18 protein-coding genes and 3 other annotated features are annotated in these 22,998 nt (G+C 34.5%); of the genes, 4 read left to right on the top strand and 14 right to left on the bottom strand.

All coding sequences use genetic code 11. The features are described 5' to 3' along the window. Positions 1–10: 10 nt before the first annotated feature. Positions 11–694, bottom strand: coding sequence for a DNA alkylation repair protein (locus MHH71_RS01555; RefSeq protein WP_006095135.1), 684 nt, complete (start codon positions 692–694; stop codon positions 11–13). A 205-nt stretch (positions 695–899) separates the two neighbouring features. Here MHH71_RS01555 and MHH71_RS01550 point away from each other — a divergent pair, with 205 nt between their 5' ends. After that, positions 900–1,601, top strand: a complete 702-nt coding sequence (locus tag MHH71_RS01550; protein ID WP_006095136.1) for a GNAT family N-acetyltransferase — start codon at positions 900–902, stop codon at positions 1,599–1,601. On the opposite strand, the gene MHH71_RS01545 is transcribed toward MHH71_RS01550, so the two are convergent. Next, on the bottom strand, positions 1,560–1,811 hold the full coding sequence (locus tag MHH71_RS01545) for a hypothetical protein (RefSeq protein ID WP_033798936.1): 252 nt from the start codon (positions 1,809–1,811) through the stop codon (positions 1,560–1,562). The two genes, MHH71_RS01550 and MHH71_RS01545, sit on opposite strands and share 42 nt — an antisense overlap. Positions 1,812–2,075: 264 nt before the next feature. Between MHH71_RS01545 and MHH71_RS01540 the strand changes: the two genes are divergently transcribed. Beyond that, a complete protein-coding gene (locus MHH71_RS01540) occupies positions 2,076–2,903 on the top strand; it encodes a peptidoglycan-N-acetylglucosamine deacetylase (RefSeq protein WP_006095137.1) in 828 nt (275 codons plus the stop codon). 337 nt (positions 2,904–3,240) lie between these two features. Here MHH71_RS01540 and MHH71_RS01535 read toward each other — a convergent pair whose 3' ends face one another. From MHH71_RS01535 to MHH71_RS01495, 9 genes are all read right to left on the bottom strand, one after another. Next, positions 3,241–5,205, bottom strand: coding sequence for an LTA synthase family protein (locus tag MHH71_RS01535; RefSeq protein WP_033798945.1), 1,965 nt, complete (start codon positions 5,203–5,205; stop codon positions 3,241–3,243). A gap of 823 nt (positions 5,206–6,028) precedes the next feature. Then, positions 6,029–7,654 carry an ABC-F family ATP-binding cassette domain-containing protein gene (locus MHH71_RS01530; protein ID WP_006095166.1) on the bottom strand — a complete coding sequence of 542 codons (1,626 nt, stop codon included), beginning with the start codon at positions 7,652–7,654 and terminating at the stop codon, positions 6,029–6,031. Between the two features lie 140 nt (positions 7,655–7,794). Next, positions 7,795–8,967 (bottom strand): GNAT family N-acetyltransferase, encoded by a 1,173-nt coding sequence (locus MHH71_RS01525; RefSeq protein WP_006095165.1) that lies wholly within the window; start codon positions 8,965–8,967, stop codon positions 7,795–7,797. Between the two features lie 218 nt (positions 8,968–9,185). Beyond that, entirely contained in the window at positions 9,186–10,490 is a 1,305-nt protein-coding gene (aroA, locus tag MHH71_RS01520; RefSeq protein ID WP_006095164.1) for a 3-phosphoshikimate 1-carboxyvinyltransferase, read from the bottom strand. 16 nt (positions 10,491–10,506) lie between these two features. Continuing rightward, a complete protein-coding gene (tyrA, locus tag MHH71_RS01515) occupies positions 10,507–11,607 on the bottom strand; it encodes a prephenate dehydrogenase (RefSeq protein WP_033798944.1) in 1,101 nt (366 codons plus the stop codon). Beyond that, positions 11,600–12,700 (bottom strand): histidinol-phosphate transaminase, encoded by a 1,101-nt coding sequence (hisC, locus tag MHH71_RS01510; protein WP_006095162.1) that lies wholly within the window; start codon positions 12,698–12,700, stop codon positions 11,600–11,602. The genes tyrA and hisC overlap by 8 nt, the downstream gene beginning before the upstream one ends. A 16-nt stretch (positions 12,701–12,716) precedes the next feature. Beyond that, positions 12,717–13,889 carry a chorismate synthase gene (gene aroC / locus MHH71_RS01505; RefSeq protein WP_003198429.1) on the bottom strand — a complete coding sequence of 391 codons (1,173 nt, stop codon included), beginning with the start codon at positions 13,887–13,889 and terminating at the stop codon, positions 12,717–12,719. A gap of 53 nt (positions 13,890–13,942) precedes the next feature. Further along, positions 13,943–14,178: a binding site (T-box leader), on the bottom strand. A 9-nt stretch (positions 14,179–14,187) separates the two neighbouring features. Further along, positions 14,188–15,264: a bifunctional 3-deoxy-7-phosphoheptulonate synthase/chorismate mutase gene (locus tag MHH71_RS01500; RefSeq protein ID WP_003198427.1), complete on the bottom strand. Its 1,077-nt coding sequence runs from the start codon at positions 15,262–15,264 to the stop codon at positions 14,188–14,190. Between the two features lie 139 nt (positions 15,265–15,403). Beyond that, positions 15,404–15,637, bottom strand: a binding site (T-box leader). 55 nt (positions 15,638–15,692) lie between these two features. Continuing rightward, positions 15,693–15,925, bottom strand: a binding site (T-box leader). Positions 15,926–16,040: 115 nt separating this feature from the next. Next, on the bottom strand, positions 16,041–19,535 hold the full coding sequence (locus MHH71_RS01495) for a DUF4020 domain-containing protein (protein WP_006095161.1): 3,495 nt from the start codon (positions 19,533–19,535) through the stop codon (positions 16,041–16,043). Positions 19,536–19,723: 188 nt separating this feature from the next. Between MHH71_RS01495 and MHH71_RS01490 the strand changes: the two genes are divergently transcribed. Continuing rightward, entirely contained in the window at positions 19,724–20,161 is a 438-nt protein-coding gene (locus MHH71_RS01490; protein WP_033798943.1) for a YndM family protein, read from the top strand. Positions 20,162–20,210: 49 nt separating this feature from the next. Here MHH71_RS01490 and MHH71_RS01485 read toward each other — a convergent pair whose 3' ends face one another. The 3 genes from MHH71_RS01485 to MHH71_RS01475 all read right to left on the bottom strand — a co-directional run bounded on the left by MHH71_RS01485 (position 20,211) and on the right by MHH71_RS01475 (position 22,328). Then, positions 20,211–20,333, bottom strand: a complete 123-nt coding sequence (locus tag MHH71_RS01485) for a hypothetical protein (RefSeq protein ID WP_003198421.1) — start codon at positions 20,331–20,333, stop codon at positions 20,211–20,213. Between the two features lie 490 nt (positions 20,334–20,823). Then, on the bottom strand, positions 20,824–21,441 hold the full coding sequence (locus MHH71_RS01480) for a DUF6985 domain-containing protein (RefSeq protein WP_240516982.1): 618 nt from the start codon (positions 21,439–21,441) through the stop codon (positions 20,824–20,826). 350 nt (positions 21,442–21,791) lie between these two features. Continuing rightward, positions 21,792–22,328 carry a GNAT family N-acetyltransferase gene (locus MHH71_RS01475; protein ID WP_006095158.1) on the bottom strand — a complete coding sequence of 179 codons (537 nt, stop codon included), beginning with the start codon at positions 22,326–22,328 and terminating at the stop codon, positions 21,792–21,794. Between the two features lie 230 nt (positions 22,329–22,558). On the opposite strand from MHH71_RS01475, the gene MHH71_RS01470 reads away from it, so the two are divergent. Then, complete coding sequence (locus MHH71_RS01470; RefSeq protein WP_006095157.1) at positions 22,559–22,978, top strand: SgcJ/EcaC family oxidoreductase; 420 nt, start codon at positions 22,559–22,561, stop codon at positions 22,976–22,978. Positions 22,979–22,998 lie beyond the last annotated feature (20 nt).

The raw sequence follows: 22,998 nt of genomic DNA, 5'->3' as shown, positions 1-22,998 counted from the left end.
TCTCCTTCTTTCATTTTCTTTTTTTATTTCTTTCTCTATCCCGTGCTTTTTTAATATATGCCTCTGCATCAGGTGTTTTACATGAAGTGGCACCATGCTCAACATCAACCTTTCCAATTTCACGTGCAATTGTGATTGCTTTTTGCTCAAGCTCATCATTTCGAATTCCAATCGCAATAAGTGCACTATTCATTGCTTCTTTTTTTCGATTTTTTTCAGTATGTATATGAGCCTTAATTTCTTTTAAAAATGGTAGGAAAAATTCATCTTCTAACGATTTATCCTTTATAGCAACATGAGCGAGTAAAGACCAACCCGCTCTACCAATCCATTCATCTTGAGATGCTGTCCACTTTTTCAATTTCTCTATTGCAATTGGAGACGAACTTACAGCTGACATAAGTACATCCATCAAACAATAATAATCAACCTCTTGTACCCATTCATCCAACTGCCCTGACGTGAATTTTTTTGGATCAACAATCATTGTAGCTAATGTCATTGCATCCATATTTTTTGTTTCCCATAATGACATGGCTAATTCATGATCTTTTTTGATTTTCTTCTTTAATTGTTTTAAGTTTGCAAAACTAACACCAAATAGTGGCTCTTTTGCCCCATGGTTCCTATATGTTTTACGATTTTGTTCTGTTCCACATTCCTCAAGCTGATGCATGACTTCTTCTAATATCATTTGGGCACCTCGTTTTTATGTTAGTTCTCCTTGCCTTAAATACGCACTTACGATATATTCGACATTATTTATTATTTTCCTAGTTTTCATTTTTAAATACGGTATGTGAAATTAAATAAACCTAAAAAAAAAGATGCAATGAAATATCTTACCTAACTAAAGAAGGAATTTTGATTTTTATGTTATATAATATTACACATTTGCAATGAATAAGGGGGTGAATGATACATTGCTTTCGAATTTTGAATTAATGTCTATTCAGACTGAAGTTTTATTTTCTCATAATCAATTTGGAAAAATAACAAGTATTAACGAACCTGAAAGCACAGTTGCACCTCGTTTTTTTCTTGGTCATACAAAAGATGGTACGATTAGACGATATCGCTTTGATCTACCCAACGTTCTAATAAATGAGATTGAAGAATTATTTACCAATCATCCTAATCACATAGATTTAGCAAAAATTATGCACATACTAAGCGGAGAACAGCCGATACATAAAATCTGGATAGGGCCTGCTTTTGTATTTCCAAATAATCTAGATAATCCTATCCGAGCAATAAAGATTACGGAGACAAATAAAGAACTTCTTCAATACAGCTTTCCAAATTTATTACATCAGTTAAAATGGCGACAACCTTGTTTTGTAATTCTTGAAAACGAAATGATTGCTTCTATATGCTGTAGTGCGAGAAGTACAACTATAGCCGCTGAAGCAAGTGTAGAAACATTAGTGTCCTTCCAAGGGAAAGGATATGGCTATAATGTTGTAGCAGCTTGGGCGAAAGCCGTACAAGAGGAAGGTCGTATTCCTCTTTATAGCACTTCTTGGGATAATTTTGCTTCACAAGCAGTAGCAAAATTATTAAAACTGATTAACTATGGAACTGACATTCACTTCTCTTAAAACTGCATCTATATTACTTTCTGCTATCCATTTCAGCTGATTTTTCAACTTGTTATGAGCTTGAGCCCTTCCAAACCCCTTATCATTTTCTATCCTCCTCGACAAGATGGGATCCACAAAATGAATTAATTCTACCTCCAATACTTCAAATGCTCTTTCTATATATTCAACATTTGAATGATAGGCATGTAAACAAGCTATTTTTTTCACTTTTATCACACCTTTTTCATTTTAAAAACGCATATGTACAATTATAGAATTTAGATTTTTTAACCAACGTATTACTGTTTTTTGTCCATTTCTCTTTTCATTCTCAAAAACCTGCTAAGCAAGAATAATTATCACAGTAAAAACAACAAAATCTTGCATACTTTTTTACAAACTTTTTTGTACTTGTAAAAATCTTTTTTTGCATTTACCTACCTAAAATTGCTAATATAGTAGAGTAGAACTATTATAGAGAGAAGGAAAACTATGCACAATGGAATTCGAATGACAACCTTAGTAAAAAGGGCATTGTTAATTTGCGTCGGGGTATTATTTTTATACGAAGCAATGTACGGTCCAACTCATATTGCTCGGGCAAGTACGGAAGATGAAACAAAATCTGTTCAACTTGTAAGTGAAATTCAAACTGCTCTAGCTCCGAAAGAAGCTCCAAAACAATATAACGGGCAAGTTAGAAAAGTTGCTTACTTAACATTTGACGATGGTCCTGGAAAGTACACTGCTGAGCTATTAGAAATGTTGAAAAAAGAAGATGCGAAAGCTACATTTTTCCTAATTGGAGCAAACGTTAAAGCATTTCCAGATCTTGTGAAACAAGAATTAGCCGAAGGACATTATGTTGGTATGCACAGTATGACACATAACTACAAAAAGCTATATACTGAAGGACATTATGTGGATGAAATGAAAGAAGATCAAAGTTTAATTGCTGCGATTATCGGAAAATCCCCTATCTTAACACGTCCACCATATGGCTCAATGCCAGGATTGAATGAAGCGCTCCGCAATAAAGTTGCTGAAGGTGGTTTTAAGGTTTGGGATTGGACAATTGACTCTTTAGACTGGAGATATAATAAAATGCCAGTAGATGCTGCCTCGGCGCAAATTGTACAAAATGTTCTTGCTGGTGCTACAAATCCAATCGAGGTCGTGTTAATGCATGATATTCACCCACAATCAGTAAAAGCTGTGCCTGGGATCATTAAAGGTCTAAAAGAAAAAGGTTATGAACTGGAAAGTTATCAAGAAGATGAACATTTCCCATTAAACTTCTGGCATGATAAACGTATGTAATAAAAAAAAGACTTGATTTTCTTTATAGGAAAATCAAGTCTTTTTTTATTTTTATTTGTTTAGAAAATAGAAGTTATTAATTTTACAAGTATAGATACTAACTTTGCAAAATTAGATTGTTCCAATCACTTTCTACTAATATAGTATCTTGTATCCCCCATAAAATTAACTCCAAATTATCGTTTCTGTAGTGTGCAATAATTGTACTCTTTTCATACATTTATTATACTTTATCAATGCGGTATGTGAAATTATCAAATGTCTCCAAAATAAAAAAGCCTCCTTACAAGGATATTTATCCTTATAAGGAGGCTAACGTTGATTTATTTTATTACGTTTAACCTTCTTGCGTAGTTTTTACTTTCGTCTTATTTATATCACGATGATTATAGTTATATTTCGAACGATCTACTGGTGTAAATCCTTCTGGTGTGTAGAATCGTAATAAATCTCCGTTTACAACTTCATCAGAAAATTTAAGTTTCTGTTGAACCATTTTTTCATTTTGTTTGATTTCATCCGTTGCTTCTACTGGTTTTCCAGTGGTTGTGTCATAATACTTTCCATTAAGCGCAGTAACGGTCGGACTTACATAGTTACCATTACGGAAAGGAACAACTTGCTGATGCTCTGGTGATAATAAATCTGTACCAAATTGGATATAATTCTTTGTATCGGTACCTAGTAAATGTAACAGCGTTGGAAGAACATCGATTTCTCCGCCATATTGGTGTTGAACTCCGCCCTTCATTCCTGGAACATGAATGATTAAAGGTACACGTTGTAATTGTGCATTTTCAAATGAATTAATTTCTTTACCCATGATTTGTGACATCGCTGCATTATGATTATCTGAAATACCATAATGGTCTCCATACATCACAATGATCGAATTGTCATATAAACCAGATTGCTTCAAGTAATCCATAAAGCTTTTTACAGATTCATCTAAATAACGTGCTGTTTGGAAATACGTATCTACAGATGAATCACCAGTTTTTGCTGGTTCAATTGTCGCTTCATCCTTATTAATTGGATAAGGGAAGTGATTTGATAACGTAATAAACTTCGCATAGAACGGTTGTTTTAATGTTTGTAACATTGGAATAGACTCATTAAAGAATGGTTTATCTTTCAGACCATAGTTTACAACATCTTTTTCATTCATATCATAATATGATGCATCAAAGAATTTATTAAATCCAAATGATTTATAAATATCATCACGATTCCAGAATGTTTTATAGTTACCATGGAACACCGCAGATGTATAGCCCTGCTGTCCTAAAATAGCTGGTGCTGCTTGATACGTATTATGAGCTTTGTTTGTAAATACAGACCCTTGTGGTAAACCGAATAGTGAGTTCTCTAACATAAACTCCGCATCAGATGTTTTACCTTGTCCTGTTTGATGGAAGAAGTTATCAAAATACAGTGTATTTGCATCTTGTGTAAATGAATTTAAGAATGGTGTAACTTCTTGTCCGTTCAACTTGTAATTAATTAAAAAGTTTTGGAACGACTCTAAATGAATATAGATAACGTTCATACCTTTCCCCTTACCAAAATACTCTGGGTTAGGGCTTGCATAGTTCGATGTAATATAGTTTCTTACACCTGTCATGCTATCTCCATCCGCTAAAGCACGTTCTGTCGATGCTTTCATACTTTGGATGCCATCATAAATTGTATAGTTGTACGCACCTAAGTATTTCACAATGTAGTTGCGGTCAAACGTTCTTGTTAGTAATTCAGGACGATCAGATTCTGCTAAACCTAAGTTGATGCTAAAAATCAAAATCCCCATAATAAATACAAGTGACAATTTATATTTTGCAACACGAATTGGTTTTGGATTAGCGAATTTTGTTATTACCAACACAAGCAAGATAATTGTGTCTAAGAAATATAATGGATCATATAGATGTAATAACGCTAAAATACTACCACCTAAATCTCCAAAGTTATTCGTTTGTGTTAATGTCGGGAACGTAATAAAATCGCTGAAAAAGCGATAATATACTACGTTTGAGTATAAGATAATTGACAGTAACAAATTAATAATAATTAACCAAATATAAGATCGTTTCCCTTTTGCAAATAATGCAAGTCCTAAAAATAGGACAGCTGAGCTTAGCGGGTTAAAAAATAGCAAGAATTTTTGGATTGTGTTCGATATTCCTAAGTCGAATTCTGTAACATATGCTGCATATGTTTTTAACCAGAATAAAACAACTGCAAAAATAAAGAACCCAAAATGATTACTTAACACACGTTTGCTCTTTAATAATAATTGTTTCATCTCTCCACCTCTTTTAATCATCCAAGGTTTATTTTTTATAAGTCTACCTCTGTTTTGAATTTACTTTCCCAAAACAACCCTCACTTTTCTTTAACCTTATGAAGAATATTAGTAATTATAAGTTTAAGGTTGTATTTATTCAACTATTTCTTATTAAATATGTTGACCTAGATATATATTTAATAAAATGCATTTGTAACATTTTTTATTTCTATCTAACTTTCTAAAAATCCGTCCGGTTATTAGGACACTCCCCACTATAAACTTTTATTCTTCACTCCGCAAACATTCTTATTTCCAAAATTACCAATTGGATTTATTGCTGCTAATTTATTCATTCTGAGAAAATTTCTTCTTACTGCGTCCTTTATATGTAAAAAATTATAATTCACATACATATTTTTTATTATTAACTTCTATAAACAACATTTAATTCTATTATTTCTCCTGTTCATTTAACATTAGCTTTGTGATACGAAAAGAATATATTTAATCTGAACAGACCGGTTCCGTTTGGAAAGACATGTAATTTTTCATTATATGTAACTTCTTTTCAATAAAATTCCATGAATATTGAAAAAATTATACACATTTATATATACAAATACCTGCTATGCAGAATAAAAAGTAACTTACACTCGTTTGCTCTTTCTGTTTTTACTTCGCATGTGGCAGAAAAAGGCCCTGACCGCTTCTATGCATGGCCAGAAGCTCTCCCCCACCTAAAAAAAAGGGGTTTTATGTCGGTTTTTTAATTGATGTACCTATAGTAAAAAAACAAAACCCTCGCTCTATTCTAAGTGCGAGGGTTTTGTTTTACAGATTATTTCCCCTGATACATTGCATCTACTTGCTTTTGAAGTTCTACATTTTCTAAGAACTCATCGTATGTTGCTTCTTTATCGATTACACCGTTTGGCGTCACTTCGATAATACGATTTGCAATTGTTTGTACGAACTGATGGTCATGAGATGTAAATAGTAATGTTCCTTTAAATGCGATTAAACCGTTGTTTAATGCTGTGATAGACTCAAGGTCTAAATGGTTCGTTGGATCATCAAGTGTTAATACGTTTGCTCCGCTTAACATCATTTTAGAAAGCATACAACGAACTTTTTCTCCACCTGACAATACAGAAACATTTTTCTTTACTTCTTCACCAGAGAATAGCATACGACCTAAGAAGCCACGCAAGAAACTTTCTGTTTCATCTTGCGGAGAGAACTGACGTAACCATTCAACTAAGTTATATTCACTGTTCTCGAAGTACTTAGAGTTATCTCTTGGGAAGTAAGCTTGAGATGTTGTAACGCCCCACTTAAATGAACCGCTATCTGGCTCCATTTCACCCATAAGAATTTTAAATAATGTTGTCATCGCAATATCATTGCGTCCGATAAATGCAACTTTATCACCTTTAGATAATGTGAAGTACACATTATCTAACACTTTTTCTCCATCAATCGTTTTTGAAAGACCTTCTACAGTTAATAAGTCATTTCCTACTTCACGCTCTGGTGTGAAGCCAACGAATGGATAACGGCGTGATGATGGTTTAATATCATCTAATGTAATTTTATCTAATAATTTTTTACGAGAAGTCGCTTGCTTCGCTTTAGATGCGTTTGAACTAAAGCGTGCAATGAAGTTTTGTAACTCTTTTACTTTCTCTTCTTTTTTCTTATTTGCATCTTGTGTTAGTTTTAATGCTAATTGGCTTGATTCATACCAGAAGTCATAGTTACCAACATACAATTGAATTTTACCGAAATCAAGATCCGCCATGTGCGTACATACTTTATTTAAGAAGTGACGGTCATGGGATACAACGATAACTGTATTTTCAAAGTTCATTAAGAAGTTCTCTAACCATTGAATCGCTTTTAAGTCTAAGTGGTTGGTAGGCTCATCTAATAATAGAATGTCAGGTTGACCGAATAATGCTTGAGCAAGTAATACTTTTACTTTCTCTGCCCCTGTTAACTCTGACAATTTTTTGTCATGAACGTCTTCTCCAATGCCTAGGCCTTTTAAAAGAATTGCAGCTTCAGATTCAGCTTCCCAACCGTTTAGCTCAGCAAATTCACCTTCCAGTTCTGCAGCACGCATACCGTCTTCATCACTGAAATCTTCTTTCATGTAAATTGCATTTTTTTCTTGCATTACTTTGTAAAGACGTGTGTGACCCATAATTACTGTTTCTAATACAGGAAACTCTTCGTATTCGAAGTGGTTCTGTTTTAATACTGCTAAACGCTCACCTGGCGTGATGTTTACATCACCTGTTGATGGATCAATTTCTCCAGATAAAATCTTTAGAAATGTTGATTTACCAGCACCGTTTGCTCCGATTAAACCGTAGCAGTTACCTGGTGTGAATTTTATGTTAACATCATCAAATAATTTTCTGTCCGCAAAGCGCAATCCTACGTTACTAACTGTAATCATGTGTTTCCTCCAATTTCGATACTTTTATATACATACTTCACTTACTATAACATACTTAGACATCTAAAGGTATATCTAATCATCTTTCTATTTCAACAAAATAAAAAGCACTTTTCAAATCGTGCTTTTTATTTGAAATTTTAAAAGAAATCATAAATAAACGGCTTATGTAATGGAATCAAATGTTCAAGTGTTTTTACTTCTTCCTCACTCCCTAAAATATGGTCCATTTCGTATAACTCTAATGGACGCTTATATCCGAATAACATTGCTGATAAATCATTTATATTTAAATGGATTCCGCTACTATTTTGTTTTTCGGTTTCTTCTTTATTAATAATTACTACTTCTTTACTTTGTAATTTAACCGTCACATTATTCCATGAGGCAAATGAGTCTGAAATATGCAAAATAACTTCGTTTTGTTGATTAGCCCAAACAAATGAATATTGATTTAAAAACTTTTCCACGTCTACAATCCGAGCCATAAAATAAGGAGTAATTTCAGCCTTCACTCGAGGCTCTTGTAAAGTATAAAGTAATGGCTCTGTTTCACTTAGTATCATCTTAAGCTCTTTTATCATAGAATCATGTTGGCAAATAAAATTCCAAAGTCCATTTCGAGCTTCATTATTTAGCGGTACAAATTCTTCCACTGTCATTTTTGAATCATTTATTTTGTACAGCATATAACCAGTAGCTTCATCTTTTTCATTGTAATAGACCGCTGCCGTCAAATCATGGTAAACTGCTTGCGTCCACCAATCCGTACTTCGAACTAGCATACCAGCGAATCGCTTTGCAAATTGCTCATATACTGCTTCTATTTCTTTTGGATGTGAATCTTTATTAAAACGTCTCACATTCCCTTTCACATGCTTCTGCATCACTAAATCACTCTTCGTCATGGAACATATGAAACGATTGGCAAATAGTTCCCATCCATACTTTCTATAGAATGAAACTGCAAATGGATGTAACATTGATACACTAAATCCATCTTGTTTCATTTTTTGTAGCACATACTTCAGTAATTCTTTTACATGCCCACTCCGTCTATACTCTGGGTATGTCGCTACTCCTGCAATTCCACCCATTTTAAACATTTCATCACCAATATTTATTTCGAATGGAAGAAGGTGCAGTTTTGCTGCGAGTTGATCTCCTTCCAAAATTCCAAATAGTTGATGGTGTTTTTTCATTAATGTAAGACGCTTTTCAATTTGATCTTCCGGTACCTTATATTGAAAGGCATATTCAGATAAAGCAATCGCTTCTCTATATTGTCGCTCTGCTAATTCAATTACTTTCATGACTTTCTCCTCCTATTCCCTTTATTACATTCGTACTCATGCGGATAAAATCCTATCTAAAAAATCAGAAAGGTCGATGGAATATACATCGACCTTTCTATAATTATTATATCTTGATATAACACACTATCTTCCAAATAAAGATTTACCATAAAACAAAAAGCTGTACTTACTAATTACTTTTATCATGTCCCCTGTATACCATATAAAGTTTCACTTTATGCTTTTTCCAATTCGGTTTGTAGTTTGCTCAATTCCTGAAAGAATGTAGGATACGATACACCTACTGCTTCTGCATCTTGAATCGTTGTTTTTCCTTCAGCTATACAGCCGGCGATTGCAAGCATCATTCCAATGCGGTGATCACCGTAACTATGTACTGTATTGCCTTTTAAAGTTGATTTACCGTAAATAATCATTCCGTCATCTGTTGCTTCAATACGAGCTCCTAGTTTCGTTAGTTCAGCAACAACTGTGTCAATACGATTCGTTTCTTTCACTTTTAGCTCACGTGCATCTTTAATAACCGTAATTCCTTCAGCTTGCGTTGCCGCTAATGCGATAATCGGAATTTCATCGATTAATCTTGGAATAATATCCCCGCCAATTTCGATTCCTTTTAGTGAAGATGTTTCAATAGTAATGTTTGCAGCTGGTTCTGATGCTCCTTCGTTAATTGGTTCTATAGTGAACGTAGCACCCATTCTCTCTAAAACATCTATAATACCTGTACGAGTCGGATTCATTCCTACATTTTGTAGTTGTATTTTACTATTTGGAAGAATGGCTCCTGCTACTAAGAAAAATGCCGCTGATGATACGTCACCTGGAACTTGAACGTCTATTCCAGTTAATTTCTGGCCACCTGCTAGTTTTACAGTTTTCCCTTCACGAGTTACTGTAACACCAAACGCCTCAAGCATTCTTTCCGTATGATCGCGTGAAATGTGCGGTTCTGTAACAGCTGTTACACCTTCTGCACGAAGACCTGCAAGTAAAATAGCTGACTTTACTTGTGCGCTTGCAACTGGGGAAGTGTATTGGATTGCTTTTAATGCTCCACCTCTTATTGTTAGCGGTGTGTACGTCCCGTCTTCTCGGCCATCAATGTTTGCGCCCATTTGCTTTAATGGATTGGTTACGCGTTTCATCGGTCTTTTTGCGATAGAAGCATCACCTTGTACGCAAGAAAAGAATGGCGTGTTTGCCAATATTCCTGATATTAATCGTATCGTAGTTCCAGAATTACCAACATCTAATACAGCTTTTGGTTCTTGTAAACCTTCAATTCCTTTTCCGATTACAATAACTTCATCACCGTTTTGCATAATGTCTACTCCCATTTCTTTAAAACAAGAAATAGTACTTAAACAGTCTGCACCAGGTAGAAAGCCTTTAATTGTTGTTCTTCCCTCTGCAATTGCGCCGAACATAACAGCGCGGTGTGAAATGGATTTATCACCAGGAATTGTAATGGTTCCATTCAATCCGTTATTAACAGGTTGTATTGTTCTTTCTTTCACATTTTCACCTTCTCATTTAAATTGTTTCATATGTTTGGTATTCTTCTTTTCCAAGTGCTAGTTTTGCTTTCATACGATCTTCTTCTCTTTGGAAGCTAATACGTAATACCCCAAGCAATCCTTCACGCGCTTCTAATATTTGCAAGTTCGTAATACTAATTTCTTCGCGCGCAAGAATACTCGTAATATGAGCTAATGCCCCTACTTTATCTAAAACATCGACGTAGAAGTCGTGATAGGCGGGAATAGCTCCTCTTTTTCTCACTGGTAAAGAATCACGATATTCTTTCGCATCTGCAAAGTAGTTTTGTATTTCGCCTGCATCTCCTATAGAAACCGTCTTATATAACTCTTCCATTTCAGAGATCCACTCTTTTAATAATACCATTAAATGCTCACGATTTTGCTTTACAATGTCACTCCACATTTTCGGACTGCTAGATGCGATACGTGTAATATCTTTAAATCCACCGGCAGCTAGTTGATGAATGAGTGGATTATCTCCTGCATGTTTCTCGACTTGTTTTACTAAACCTGCCGCAATAAGATGCGGAAAATGACTAACGATTCCTGTTACATAATCGTGTTCTTCTGTATTTAAGACGAGAAAATGTGATCCTGTTCCTTTCAACCATACTTTTAGCTCTTCCACTTGATCATTTGGCACATGATTCATCGGTGTTAAAATGTAAAATGCATTTTCAAATAAATGCGCCTTTGCACTTTCAACACCAGTTTTATGAGACCCTGCCATCGGATGTCCGCCAATAAAAGAAACTTTCTTTGAAAATAAAGCTTCCGCTTCATTCATAATTGTTCCTTTTGTACTTCCAACATCGGTCACTATTACATCATCCCGTAAACGAAATGACGCTAGTTTGTGTAATAACTTCTTCGTTTCTTCAACTGGAGAGGCAAAAATAATTAAATTTGCCTCTTCACATGCACGCTGTAAATCTATTGCTACTTCATCTACTACATGTAATTCTTTCGCACGCTCTACCTGCTCTTTAAATAAATCATAACCTGTTATCGTTACATCGTGCTCTTTCTTAATTGCTAATGCGAGAGAGCCTCCTATTAATCCTGTTCCAATTAATACTACCTTTTTACACATTGGCCTCATCTCGAGACTTATGTTTTTTATTTTCAAAGTGTTGTTTTAACACTGAAATCACTCCTTCATTTTGTTCCCTTGTTCCGATTGTAATACGGACACCATTTGGAAACGGACGAATAATAAACCCTGCGTGCGCGCAAGCTTCATAAATTTCTCCAGCACCATCTACCGGCAAGAAGATGAAGTTTGTTTGCGACGGATAGAATGGAATTTCATTTCTCTTACAAAAACTTTCGTATTGTTGCAGCCCCTCTGTATTAACACGTACCATCTTTTCAATAAATGACTCATCGCTTAAGGCAATCGTTGCTGCATTTTGTGCCAATGAAGATACGTTAAACGGCAAACGTACAACATTTAATTTCTCGATTAACTCTTCATGTCCAATCGAATACCCAACACGGAATGATGCTAATCCGTATGCTTTAGAAAACGTTCTTAGTATAAGAATGTTTTTATGTTTTTCTAGAAGCGGTAATGTCTCTGGGAAATCTTTTGCTGTTACGTATTCATAGTACGCTTCATCAATGACAATTAACGTATTTTTACTAATTCCCTCAATGAATTGAGTCAATTTTCGCTCATTTACATATGTGCCTGTCGGATTGTTCGGATTACAAATCCAAACGATTTTTGTATTGTTATCAACCGCTGAAGAAATTTCGTCTAAGTCATATACACCGTTATTTAAAGCTACTTCTTTCACTTCGCACCCTTCAATAACTGCATGATGACGATATTGCGGGAAAGTTTCTCCTGCTGTTACTACATTATCTCCCTTACAAAGTACCGCACGGCTTATAATTTGAATGACTTCATCAAGTCCGCTTCCACATATAATTTGTTCCTTTTGAACTTGTAGTTTTTCTGCAATTGTTTGGCGAAGTTCTACAGCTCCTCCATCTGGATATAAGGCATGTTCATGCCATGCTTTTTGCAACTCTTCTATAACACGTGGTGAACAACCGAATGGATTTTCATTTGATGCTAATTTTACAAATGAATGATCCCCATATATCTCTTTCATTTGCTGCGCTGATTTACCTGGTTTATATGGCTGTAATGATGATAATTGCTCTTTTACCTTCATCTGGCATCCATCCTTTTTAAAATTCTTTTGCATATTTGTTATGCTGCGTAATATTTTGCTTGATTAATTCCATGCGGTCTTTTCCGAATTGTTCAACTAATGCGTCCGCAAGCTCCCATGCAACCACAGCTTCTGCAACAACACTTGCAGCTGGTACTGCACAACTATCAGATCGTTCAATACTTGCTTGGAATGTTTCTTTCGTATCAATATCTACACTCGCAAGTGGCTTATATAATGTAGGAATCGGCTTCATTACACCTCTTACTACAATTGGCATTCCTGTAGTCATACCACCTTCTAATCCACCTGCATGATTTGTTTTTCTTGTATAGCCTTTTTCTTCATCCCATAGGATTTCATCGTGTACTAAGCTTCCTGGCTGCCTTGCCGCCTCAAATCCAATCCCAATTTCAGCGCCTTTAAAAGCATTAATACTCATAATTGCTCCCGCGAGTTTTGCATCTAATTTACGATCATAATGTACGTAGCTACCAACACCAATTGGCATCCCTTCTGCAATTACTTCTACAATTCCACCTATTGAATCCCCACTGCTTTTTGCAGTATCGATAGCATCCATCATCTTTTGCTCTACCTCTTTATCTAGGCAACGCACAGGTGAATTTTCTGTAATTGTTTGAATTTCTTCTATTAGTAGTCGGCCTACACGATTTGCTTGTATCCCGCCAATCTCAAGAACATGTCCTGCAATTTGCACACCTAATTCTTTTAAAATTTGTTTTGCAACTGCACCAGCAGCTACTCTTACAGTTGTCTCCCTTGCAGAAGAACGTTCCAAAACATTTCGTATATCACGGTGACCATATTTAATTGCACCATTTAAATCAGCATGTCCTGGACGTGGTTTTGTAATTGTACGTTTCATTTCTTTACTTTCTTGCTCCGAAATAGGTTCAGCCCCCATTACTTTCGTCCAATGTTTGAAATCATCATTTTTTACGATTAATGTAATTGGTGAACCAAGTGTTATTCCGTGGCGCACACCACTTACAATCTCTACTGTATCCGTTTCAATTTGCATGCGTCTCCCACGACCATGCCCTTTTTGTCTTCTTAATAATTCCTTATTAATATGTTCTGCTTGTAACGATAATCCTGCAGGTACACCTTCTAAAATAACAGTTAACTGCGGACCATGTGATTCTCCAGCTGTAATATATCTCATTTCTCTTACCCCTTTATTATTTTTTTGTACAAAAAAGTCCCTACTGAGCGCTCAGTAGGGACGATTCATATCGCGGTACCACCCTAATTGTAGACTATTTTTTTGTCTACCTCTTATCATTGTTAACGATCTATGAGACCGTCTTTCCCTTCATAAAGATATGATCTTTACTACGAAAAAGATGCTCTAGGGCTGTAATTCATGCTTATCTTTGTACTGATTCTCACCGGCCATCAGCTCTCTATAAACAGGGAGATAAGCACTACTGTTTCCCTTTCTACGCATATTCAATATGAAATTAAGATAATTTATTTTTAAATCCTTTTAACTCTTCCATGAATTTATGGAACTCTGGAATATCCATTTGCTGTGCAGAATCAGATAATGCAACTGCTGGGTCTGGATGTACTTCTGCCATGACTGCATCTGCTCCAATTGCTAGTGCTGCTTTTGCAGTAGGTAATAATAAATCTCTACGTCCTGTAGAATGCGTTACGTCCACAACAACAGGTAAGTGTGTTTCTTTCTTTAAAATCGGTACTGCTGAAATGTCTAATGTGTTACGTGTCGCTCTTTCGTATGTGCGGATACCGCGCTCACATAGTATAATTTGATCATTTCCTTGTGCGATGATGTATTCAGCTGCATTAATGAATTCATCAATTGTCGCTGCTAAACCACGTTTTAATAATACAGGTTTATTTACTTTACCCACAGCTCTTAATAAATCGAAGTTTTGCATGTTTCGTGCCCCAACTTGAATGACATCAACGTAATCAAGAGCCATTTCTACATCATTTGGATTTAAAATCTCACTGATAATCGCTAAATCGAATTCATCAGCTACTTGGCGTAAAATTTGTAAGCCTTCAACCCCTAATCCTTGGAAGTCGTATGGTGACGTTCTCGGTTTGAAAGCACCGCCGCGCATTAATTTTAATCCTTGTGCTTTCATCGCTTGCCCCACTTGGCGAACTTGCTCTAAACTTTCTACCGCACAAGGACCCATGATGAATGTTTGTGTTCCATTTCCTAATAATTCACCTTTTACATCAACAATTGTATTTTCTTTTTTCTTTTTACGTGAAACAAGTAATGCTTTACGGTTGTCATCTTCTTGCAATTCTAAGCTCGCTTTGAAAATCGTTTTGAAAATGTGTTGAACTGTTGAAGTTTCGAATGGCCCTTCATTATGTTCTGCGATCATATCCAGTACTTCACGCTCACGAACTGGGTCAAAACGTTTCGTACCTTGCACTTGTTTTTGTTCCCCAATCTTCTGAACAATTTTACCTCGTTCATTTAAAAGCTCTAGTAACTGTAAATTGATTTTATCCACCTGTTTACGTAATTGTTCTAACTCATGATTTGCCATTTTAAAATCCTCCTTTTAATGTTTAAAACTATGTGAAGAGAATAAAAATTCCCTATTTTCTGAATTGAAACTCCACAAAAACTTATTATGAGATCGATTCCGCCTTTTATGTGTACAAAAAATCCCTACTGATCTACTCAGTAGGGACGATATTTATCGCGGTACCACCCTAGTTGCAGACTTATTTCGTCTACCTCTCTTCACTGTTAACGATCATTCGACCGTCTTTCCCTTCATAAAGACAATTATCTTTACTACGAAAAAGATGCTCCAGGACTGTAATTCGCACTTGTCTTTGTACTGGTTCACACCAACCACCAGCTCTCTGTTACAGGGAAACAACTACTACTTCTTTTCCTTTCACCGCATGTTATATTCCATTTTCAAGTTGGGCCACAAAAATACAAAAAGTCCCTACTGATCCAATCAGTAGGGACGATATTTATCGCGGTACCACCCTAGTTGTAGACTTATTTCGTCTACCTCTCTTCACTGTTAACGATCATTTGACCGCCTTTCCTTCATAAAGAAAACAAATCTTTACTACGAAAAAGATGCTCCAAGACTGTAATTCATGATTATCCCTGTACTGATTCACACCAACCATCAGCTCTCTGTTACAGTAAGATCCTCACTACTGTGATCTCTTCATTGCACTTTGTTTATTCAAATGTTTTTGAAATTGAATAAGTTATGATTCGTATTATAGAATGCTTTTTCAAATACTGTCAACACCTTTTTAGTTATTTTTTTAAAATCCCACTCTTTACCCACTATTAATCTTGTAAATTTGTCATCACAAGTCCAATACGAATCATTTCGTTTTGAATAGATATTAGCAAATGTTTCTCCACTTGGTACTCTGTTAACAATTGTTTAATCTCAATGATTTCATTTTCAAAAGAATTTGCCTCATGAAGGTTTTGTAATAACGAAAAAAACAACTCACCATAGGCTTCTACATGATATTTCATATTATTTTTCTTTTCCAAAATAGACAAAAATAGTTGTTTCATTTCCGCTTGATCGTAACGTTCTGATGGTGGAGAGAAACGAGTAAGAATTGTTTGTAATCCTTTTTCGGCAACTTCATCCATACATAATACAAAACGTAAAAACATGACATATTCCCTACCAGTTACGGAACTCATTTTTGGACGTTCAATTAAAAATCCAGCTAACCAAGCTTCCCAAAATTTTTGTTGTTCTCTCACGCTTAATGTTTTCACATAATAACATAAATGTTCCATAAACTTAATTTTGTCATTTTCCGTTTCCTGTATAAAAAGCGGATATAACCAATCTGCTCGCTGTTCCCAATATAATACACATTTAATAAAAACAAAGCTGAGCCACTTTAAGAATACTTCTTTTGTATGTGGATGTAACAAATATAAATGCTCGACTGCATATTTAATATGTCGCTTTATCTCTGTAAATAACGGTAAATTTATTTGTGTATAGCAAAGTCCTGCCCATGCATATTTTATTGATTTTTCTTGTTTTTTTAAATCGAGATAAGGTAGCAAATTTTTTCTACACCATTGTTTCTCAATATGATATAAAAATGTTATATCTGCTGTTAATCGTGCAAACATGAAGTTTGTACTCTGTGAAAATGTTCGCATTTGTTCTTCAAATAAAAACAAGTATTCATGAATATTCCGATCATATAAGTGGTCATATGCTAGTAACTTTAATAATACTGACGTCATCTTTCCAATAGGATGTTGAATAGATTCATTATAAAAATCATGCTCTTCTATCTTAAAATTCGGATCACCTTTCATTACTTGAGGAAATAAAGAAAAGGCAAAACGTTTCACCACACGTATACTATTCTCTTGGAATTCTTCTAATCGATTGCTGATTTCATAAAGAAAACTGCTAATTAACCAATGAAAAGATGTATTTCTTACAAATCGTTGCAGGAGTGGAATGATTTTTTGTATTTGTTGATTTGTAAGCTTACGATTATTTCTCCATGCCCGAATACAGACAAACCATACTTCATTACTTACATTACTTTCCCCTACTAATTGATACGCAAGCGAAATACTCCACTCTGTATCCAATTTACATGCTTTTGATAACATTTCTAAAAAATGACGCTGTTCAAAAATACCATCATGAGAAAAAAGCCTAACTTGTTTCATCATTTCATGGTCTTTCAACTGCAATAATCCATCGGCCGTTACGTTGCATGTAATACTTTGTACAGCATCCTCTACTCGCTTTTCACCGTAACGTTCTGGGGAAAAATGAGGATGTTTTTGTTTCATTTTTTTATATGCTTGTACTGTACAATTACTATTTGGATCACATGTATAAAGTAAATCCATAATAAGACAAACATCAAAAGCCCTCTCATTAACAAGGTGTTTCATAACCTTTTGTAACACTTCTTGCTTTCTTTGTTCCGAGGTAAATGGATAATGCTTCTTTAAAAATTTAAATACTTCATGCCTATATGTAACATGTAAAAGTAATTTTTGTTCTAGTAGCCATTTGATTTTTTCATCGTCAGTTACAAATAAATTTTTACTCATCGCAGCTATTGCAATCCGTTTTTGTACTATACTATCTGTTTCTATCATTTGGGCGATATAGTAGTTTGCCTTTCTCTTATTATTTTCACATAAATAGGCGAGACATTCTTTTACAATACGAATTAAAAATGTAAAATCTTTCGGCTGTAAATCATGCTCTGAAAATTCGACTGTATTATATGTCACACCGTCCTTTTTCTGCAGTGCAGTCTGCCTTAAAAATAACATTTGGATTTTTTCTAACCCCATAACCATAATTGGGTCAGCAAAATATGCGATATGCGGTTTCATTCTTTCATCCCAGATTCTTTGTACAAATGCAAATACGGGAACTGGTAAACGGCTTGTCTCCTCTAATTCAATTGAATCTTGCATATCGTGTTCCCATCTTCTGACACGCTTTAATTTAATTTTCCCATCCAAAATAAACGCCAACAATAAGACGAAAATTTCTTTATGATCAGGAAAGGAACATTTATGTAACAAATATGAAACCAATTCTATAGAGCTACTATTTTTTTCTGCTGTTTCCAGTAAGAGCAATGTCCATTTTGCGAATAATAGCGGTTCAATTGGCTCTTTTGTTTCGTTTAAATACGTACAAATCGTTCGCCATAACAAAGGAGAAATTTTTGAGTGATTTTTATAAATAAGCTGAAATAATTCTTTTTGGTGGCTAAAAAGAAATTGTTTGACGAGCCACTCGGCCAACAACTCATCCTCTTCACTATGAATAGTGGAAAGCAAAAATAAATTTTGGATTTTGCCTTCTGCCTCTAACCATTCTACCCATCCATAATCGCGAGCAAATTCTATAAAATACCGGAGTGTTTCAATTTTTTTTACTGATTGTTTTATATATGATAATTGCTCTTGTTCAACTGATGGTGGAACTGTCACGATATCACGAATCCGCATTCTTTTTGTAATATAATTATCTCCCATTAATTCAGCCCAGCGCTTCACCGCTTGAACAAGTGCCTGATGATTGTTCGCCTTATTTGGATAAACAATGGGCCTTACTCCTAAATGCTCCCAATGATATGTATTATCTCCTTGCGCAACAAATGCATAACGTTTTGTACTCGGTGGTAAACCTGTTGCTAAATATTTCATGACAGGATCATTATGACTATATCCGATGAATAACACCGTATAATTTGAAAATAAATCAACTAAAAATCTTCTTGCCCAACCCTCTGTTAAGTAAGCCCTTCCAAAATCGCCATCCGTTAATATTAAATTTTCTTTTTCCTGTTCTACATTGCCGTGTATATATGCTAAACCTTTAAACGCTCTACCTGTTGGAAGTGCAGGTGCGTAATATATATTAATATCTGGATTCATTTCCCGAATTACACTTGTAAAATGCTGATCAAAATTTGTAGTAACGATGCGAACATCAATATCATCTGAAAAAAGCCGTGGAATGGCATAGTGTAATGGATTCGGTTTTGAATTTTTCACATCAACAAGATCTTGTGCAACTTGATGTACATCTTTCGTCTTCGCAACTTTTCCAAGATAATAATCATGCGGTTCTGTATTTTCACGCTTTTCAACATATAAAGCTTCCGCAATTTCATCAACTAAATCATCGAAATTTGGTAAGTTTGATTTCCCTTTCATAGAAACTCCTGCTCCGACAAATAATACAAGCCTTCCTTGTTCAAGATTATCAAATAGTTCATCTGGAATTTCTACTTCTGAAGTAATCCACATTTGGATCCCCCCTTACCTAAAAATGTCATACACTCTCATTTTACTATAACATTTTTTGTTTATTTTTTTAATATTTCGACAAGATGTTCAACATGAAAAAATTTTATTTGCAACTATGTACATACATAAGAAATGTATGAACTTCTTGTTTTATACCAAAACTATATAAAAAACGGGAGGTGTGCAATTTGAGCAATTTTACGATTGTGCTTATCAAATTTATATCGTGTATCATTGCTTTTGCTATCGGACTTGATTTATTTTTTGATGCAACAATTGTTGATGTTATTTCCTTTAGCCTGTTTGTAACAATCGTTTCTTATATGTTTGTTGATAAAATCCTTTTGAATCATATTGGCAATTCCGCCGCTATTATGGCTGACTTTTTGTTAACATATTTAAGTGTGTGGATTTTCGGTAATATTTTATTGGACAATTATATGCAGATTGCATGGGGTAGTATTATATCCGCTATTGTCTTTACATTATCTGAAGTGTTTGTGCATCGTTTTTCTCATACGCATGAACGGCTCAATAATGAACGAATTAATATGAATGGCCGCTTCGCGTATGGAACTGAGTTTGCTGAAGAACAAAACATCTTAGATAAAGATAAGAAAAAATAAAAAAGAAGGATGTCATTATACTGGTAATGACATCCTTCTTTTACACTAACTATTCTTCCTTCCACCCTTTTACATCCACTGACATATGTACAATTACTTGAAAGCCTAAGCTACCTGTAGAGCCAACTGCAATTGAATATTGAGAAAAAACTCTCGAAATGCAGCATTTCATAAATGACCTCACATATGTACTAATTTCCCTTTAATCAAATCTGATGACACTTCTCTTTCCTCCCAAATCTAAAACTGTAGGTTTCGAATAAAGTTTGATCAAATTAATGCTATTAACCGTAATAGAAGAACAAAAGAAAAGAGCGTGTTTTGAAAAAAAGATTAATCAAAACATGCTCTTATAGTATTTAATCGGATTATTCTTTTATAAAAAAGATTGATCTTTTTTATAATCCTTCAATATTTCGGATATCAGGAATAATTGCATGAACTTCAACAACTTTAACCAAAAAACATTCCATTTTATAAAAAGTTTGTTTGAAGCTTTCGTAGAATTCTTTAATTGAAAGAGGTGAAGTTTCGTGACTTTATTCAAAGCAACAATAACAGAAAATAAAACCTAGCAACATAACGCTATGCTGCTAGGTTTTATAACGCTAAAAATTATCATCAGTTTTGTTTTTAAGATTTCTGTTTAAAAACTAAGAGGGTTATTTACTTTTCAACCACTTGGCTCTAACCAATTCTCTATCGTTTAATAGATTGTTCTTAGCTAGTTCATAACACACTAACCAAAAATCTTTTTGCCACTTTGTACAATCTTCCTCGTAATCCATAAGCATCTGAAGCATACAATATGAATCAGAAGGCTGAATATGAATCATATCATTTTTAAAAAATAAAGCTATGAGACCATGTTCAATAGATAGCAAGCAACCTTCATCAAATGAAATTGCAAAGTAAGCATAGTTATCCTTCGTATAGTCAGGTAAAATCTCAAATGTAGGAGTTCCTATATAAGGATGGATTTCTTCCATACTATTAAAAGTAATGGGACTAAAGGAATGATCATTTTCATTATATATCTCGTAACTCATTAAATCTTTACATTGCAATTCAAATAGACCCTTTAGTATATTTTCATAAACAATATCAAAGTGTTCCTTTAAATAACATAGCGTATTATAAGATTCTTTTGTTAAAGGTTGATTACTCTCTAAATACCCCTTTATCTCAATTTTTTTTTGTTCAAAAAACGAAACGGAACAATTTACGTTTATAGACCCATCCCAACAGTCGTATTTTTCAGAAAAGTTAAAACCTTCCACTTTATATACCACCATTCACACCTACCTAATTAAATTTTATTATTCATAATTAACGCCCTCTTATTATGTCACAACCGAAGCATAGCGGAGGGCGTAGTATAATTGTAATTAATCTACAAAATGGAAAGCAATTTTTAATCTTGAAAAATTGCTATAATCCTTATAAAACCCATCAAAAATAAATAACACCCCTTTAAATACTAAATCCAAAGGGTAGAGCTGTATATATACCTTCTTGAACATCTATTACTACCAAAGCTTTCTTCATCACACATCGCTCCCCTTTTTAATGTAGATTTATATATATTAATAATATGTAACTTTAATAAAATTAAAATCACTACATACCTTTATCGTCTATACTCCATCATCCAGCAATCTTCTAGCTTCCCTTCATGAAGTTCATGTTTTATTAACCTTTTTATCTTTTGAAATCCACACTTTTCATAACAACAAATCGCACGTTCATTGCTCACTCTTGGATCCATCGCAATTGCTTCTGCCCCTAACTCATCGGTGATATATGTAATTGCTGCTTTCACAAGCTCTGTACCGATTCCCTTATTCCAATATGCTGTGTCCCCAATAAATTGGTCCATCCCACATATATTTTGATTTTCTCTATATCCATATAACTTTTTCCATTCTGAATCGATCAGGTAAATTTGTATATAACCAATCGGTTCTTCAGCATGTTCTACTAAACATCTTTTCTCAGCACTCTTTGGGTCATGAATAAAATGAGTACGAACTTGCTCTGGAGATTGCGGATTATCTCTGCCTTCGTAATACTGTAAAACTTCTGGATTTGTTAACCATTTTGAAATGGTATTCACATCATCTTCTATAACATATCTAATCGATAAACTCCCTTTTTGAAATAACATATTTCACCTCTCTATACATAACATTATAATATTCTAGACTCCTTGAATTAACTCCTCTTATTAGCTAGCGAGTATGATTTAGAGAAAAATTTTAATATATGTATATAAAACCGTCTTGCTATCATACCTTCGTATAATTTCCACTACAAAAAAATACTACTATTGTTGGATGTTATAGAACCTTTACTTTAGTAATCTGTAGATATCAAACTAACGTAGGAGGAATCAAGATGTCTAAAGGTTATGATTCAAAAGAACATCAACAAGAAGAAATACATGCAATCCGGCAAACGATCACCGAAATGGAAATTGCATTTAATACACATGATGCGGATGAATTAGATCGCTACTTCACTTTAAATGCCACATGGGTCAATGTATTTGGCAAGCGGCTTTCAGGTTGGAAGCAAATCAATGAGACACACAAAGTTCTTTTACCAGGACCTCTTCGGGACTCATACGCTTGTTATACAGTTGAAAGTATTAACTTTATTCGCTCTGATGTAGCTATCGCACATATTAGACAATACCCAACAACCTCTGAAGGAAAAATAATAGAAGATGAGCAAGGGAGCCTTGCTGTTTATGTGATGGTTAAAGAAAAAGAAACATGGAAAATTGCTGCTGGGCAAAATACGCTTGTTCAATAGCTCTTCCCATATTCCCTATT

Source organism: Bacillus sp. FSL H8-0534, from assembly GCF_038005885.1.
Classification (GTDB): Bacteria; Bacillota; Bacilli; order Bacillales; family Bacillaceae_G; genus Bacillus_A; species Bacillus_A pseudomycoides.
The sequence above is the reverse complement of the archived record's forward strand: the minus strand, read 5'-3'. Positions and strand labels throughout refer to the sequence as shown.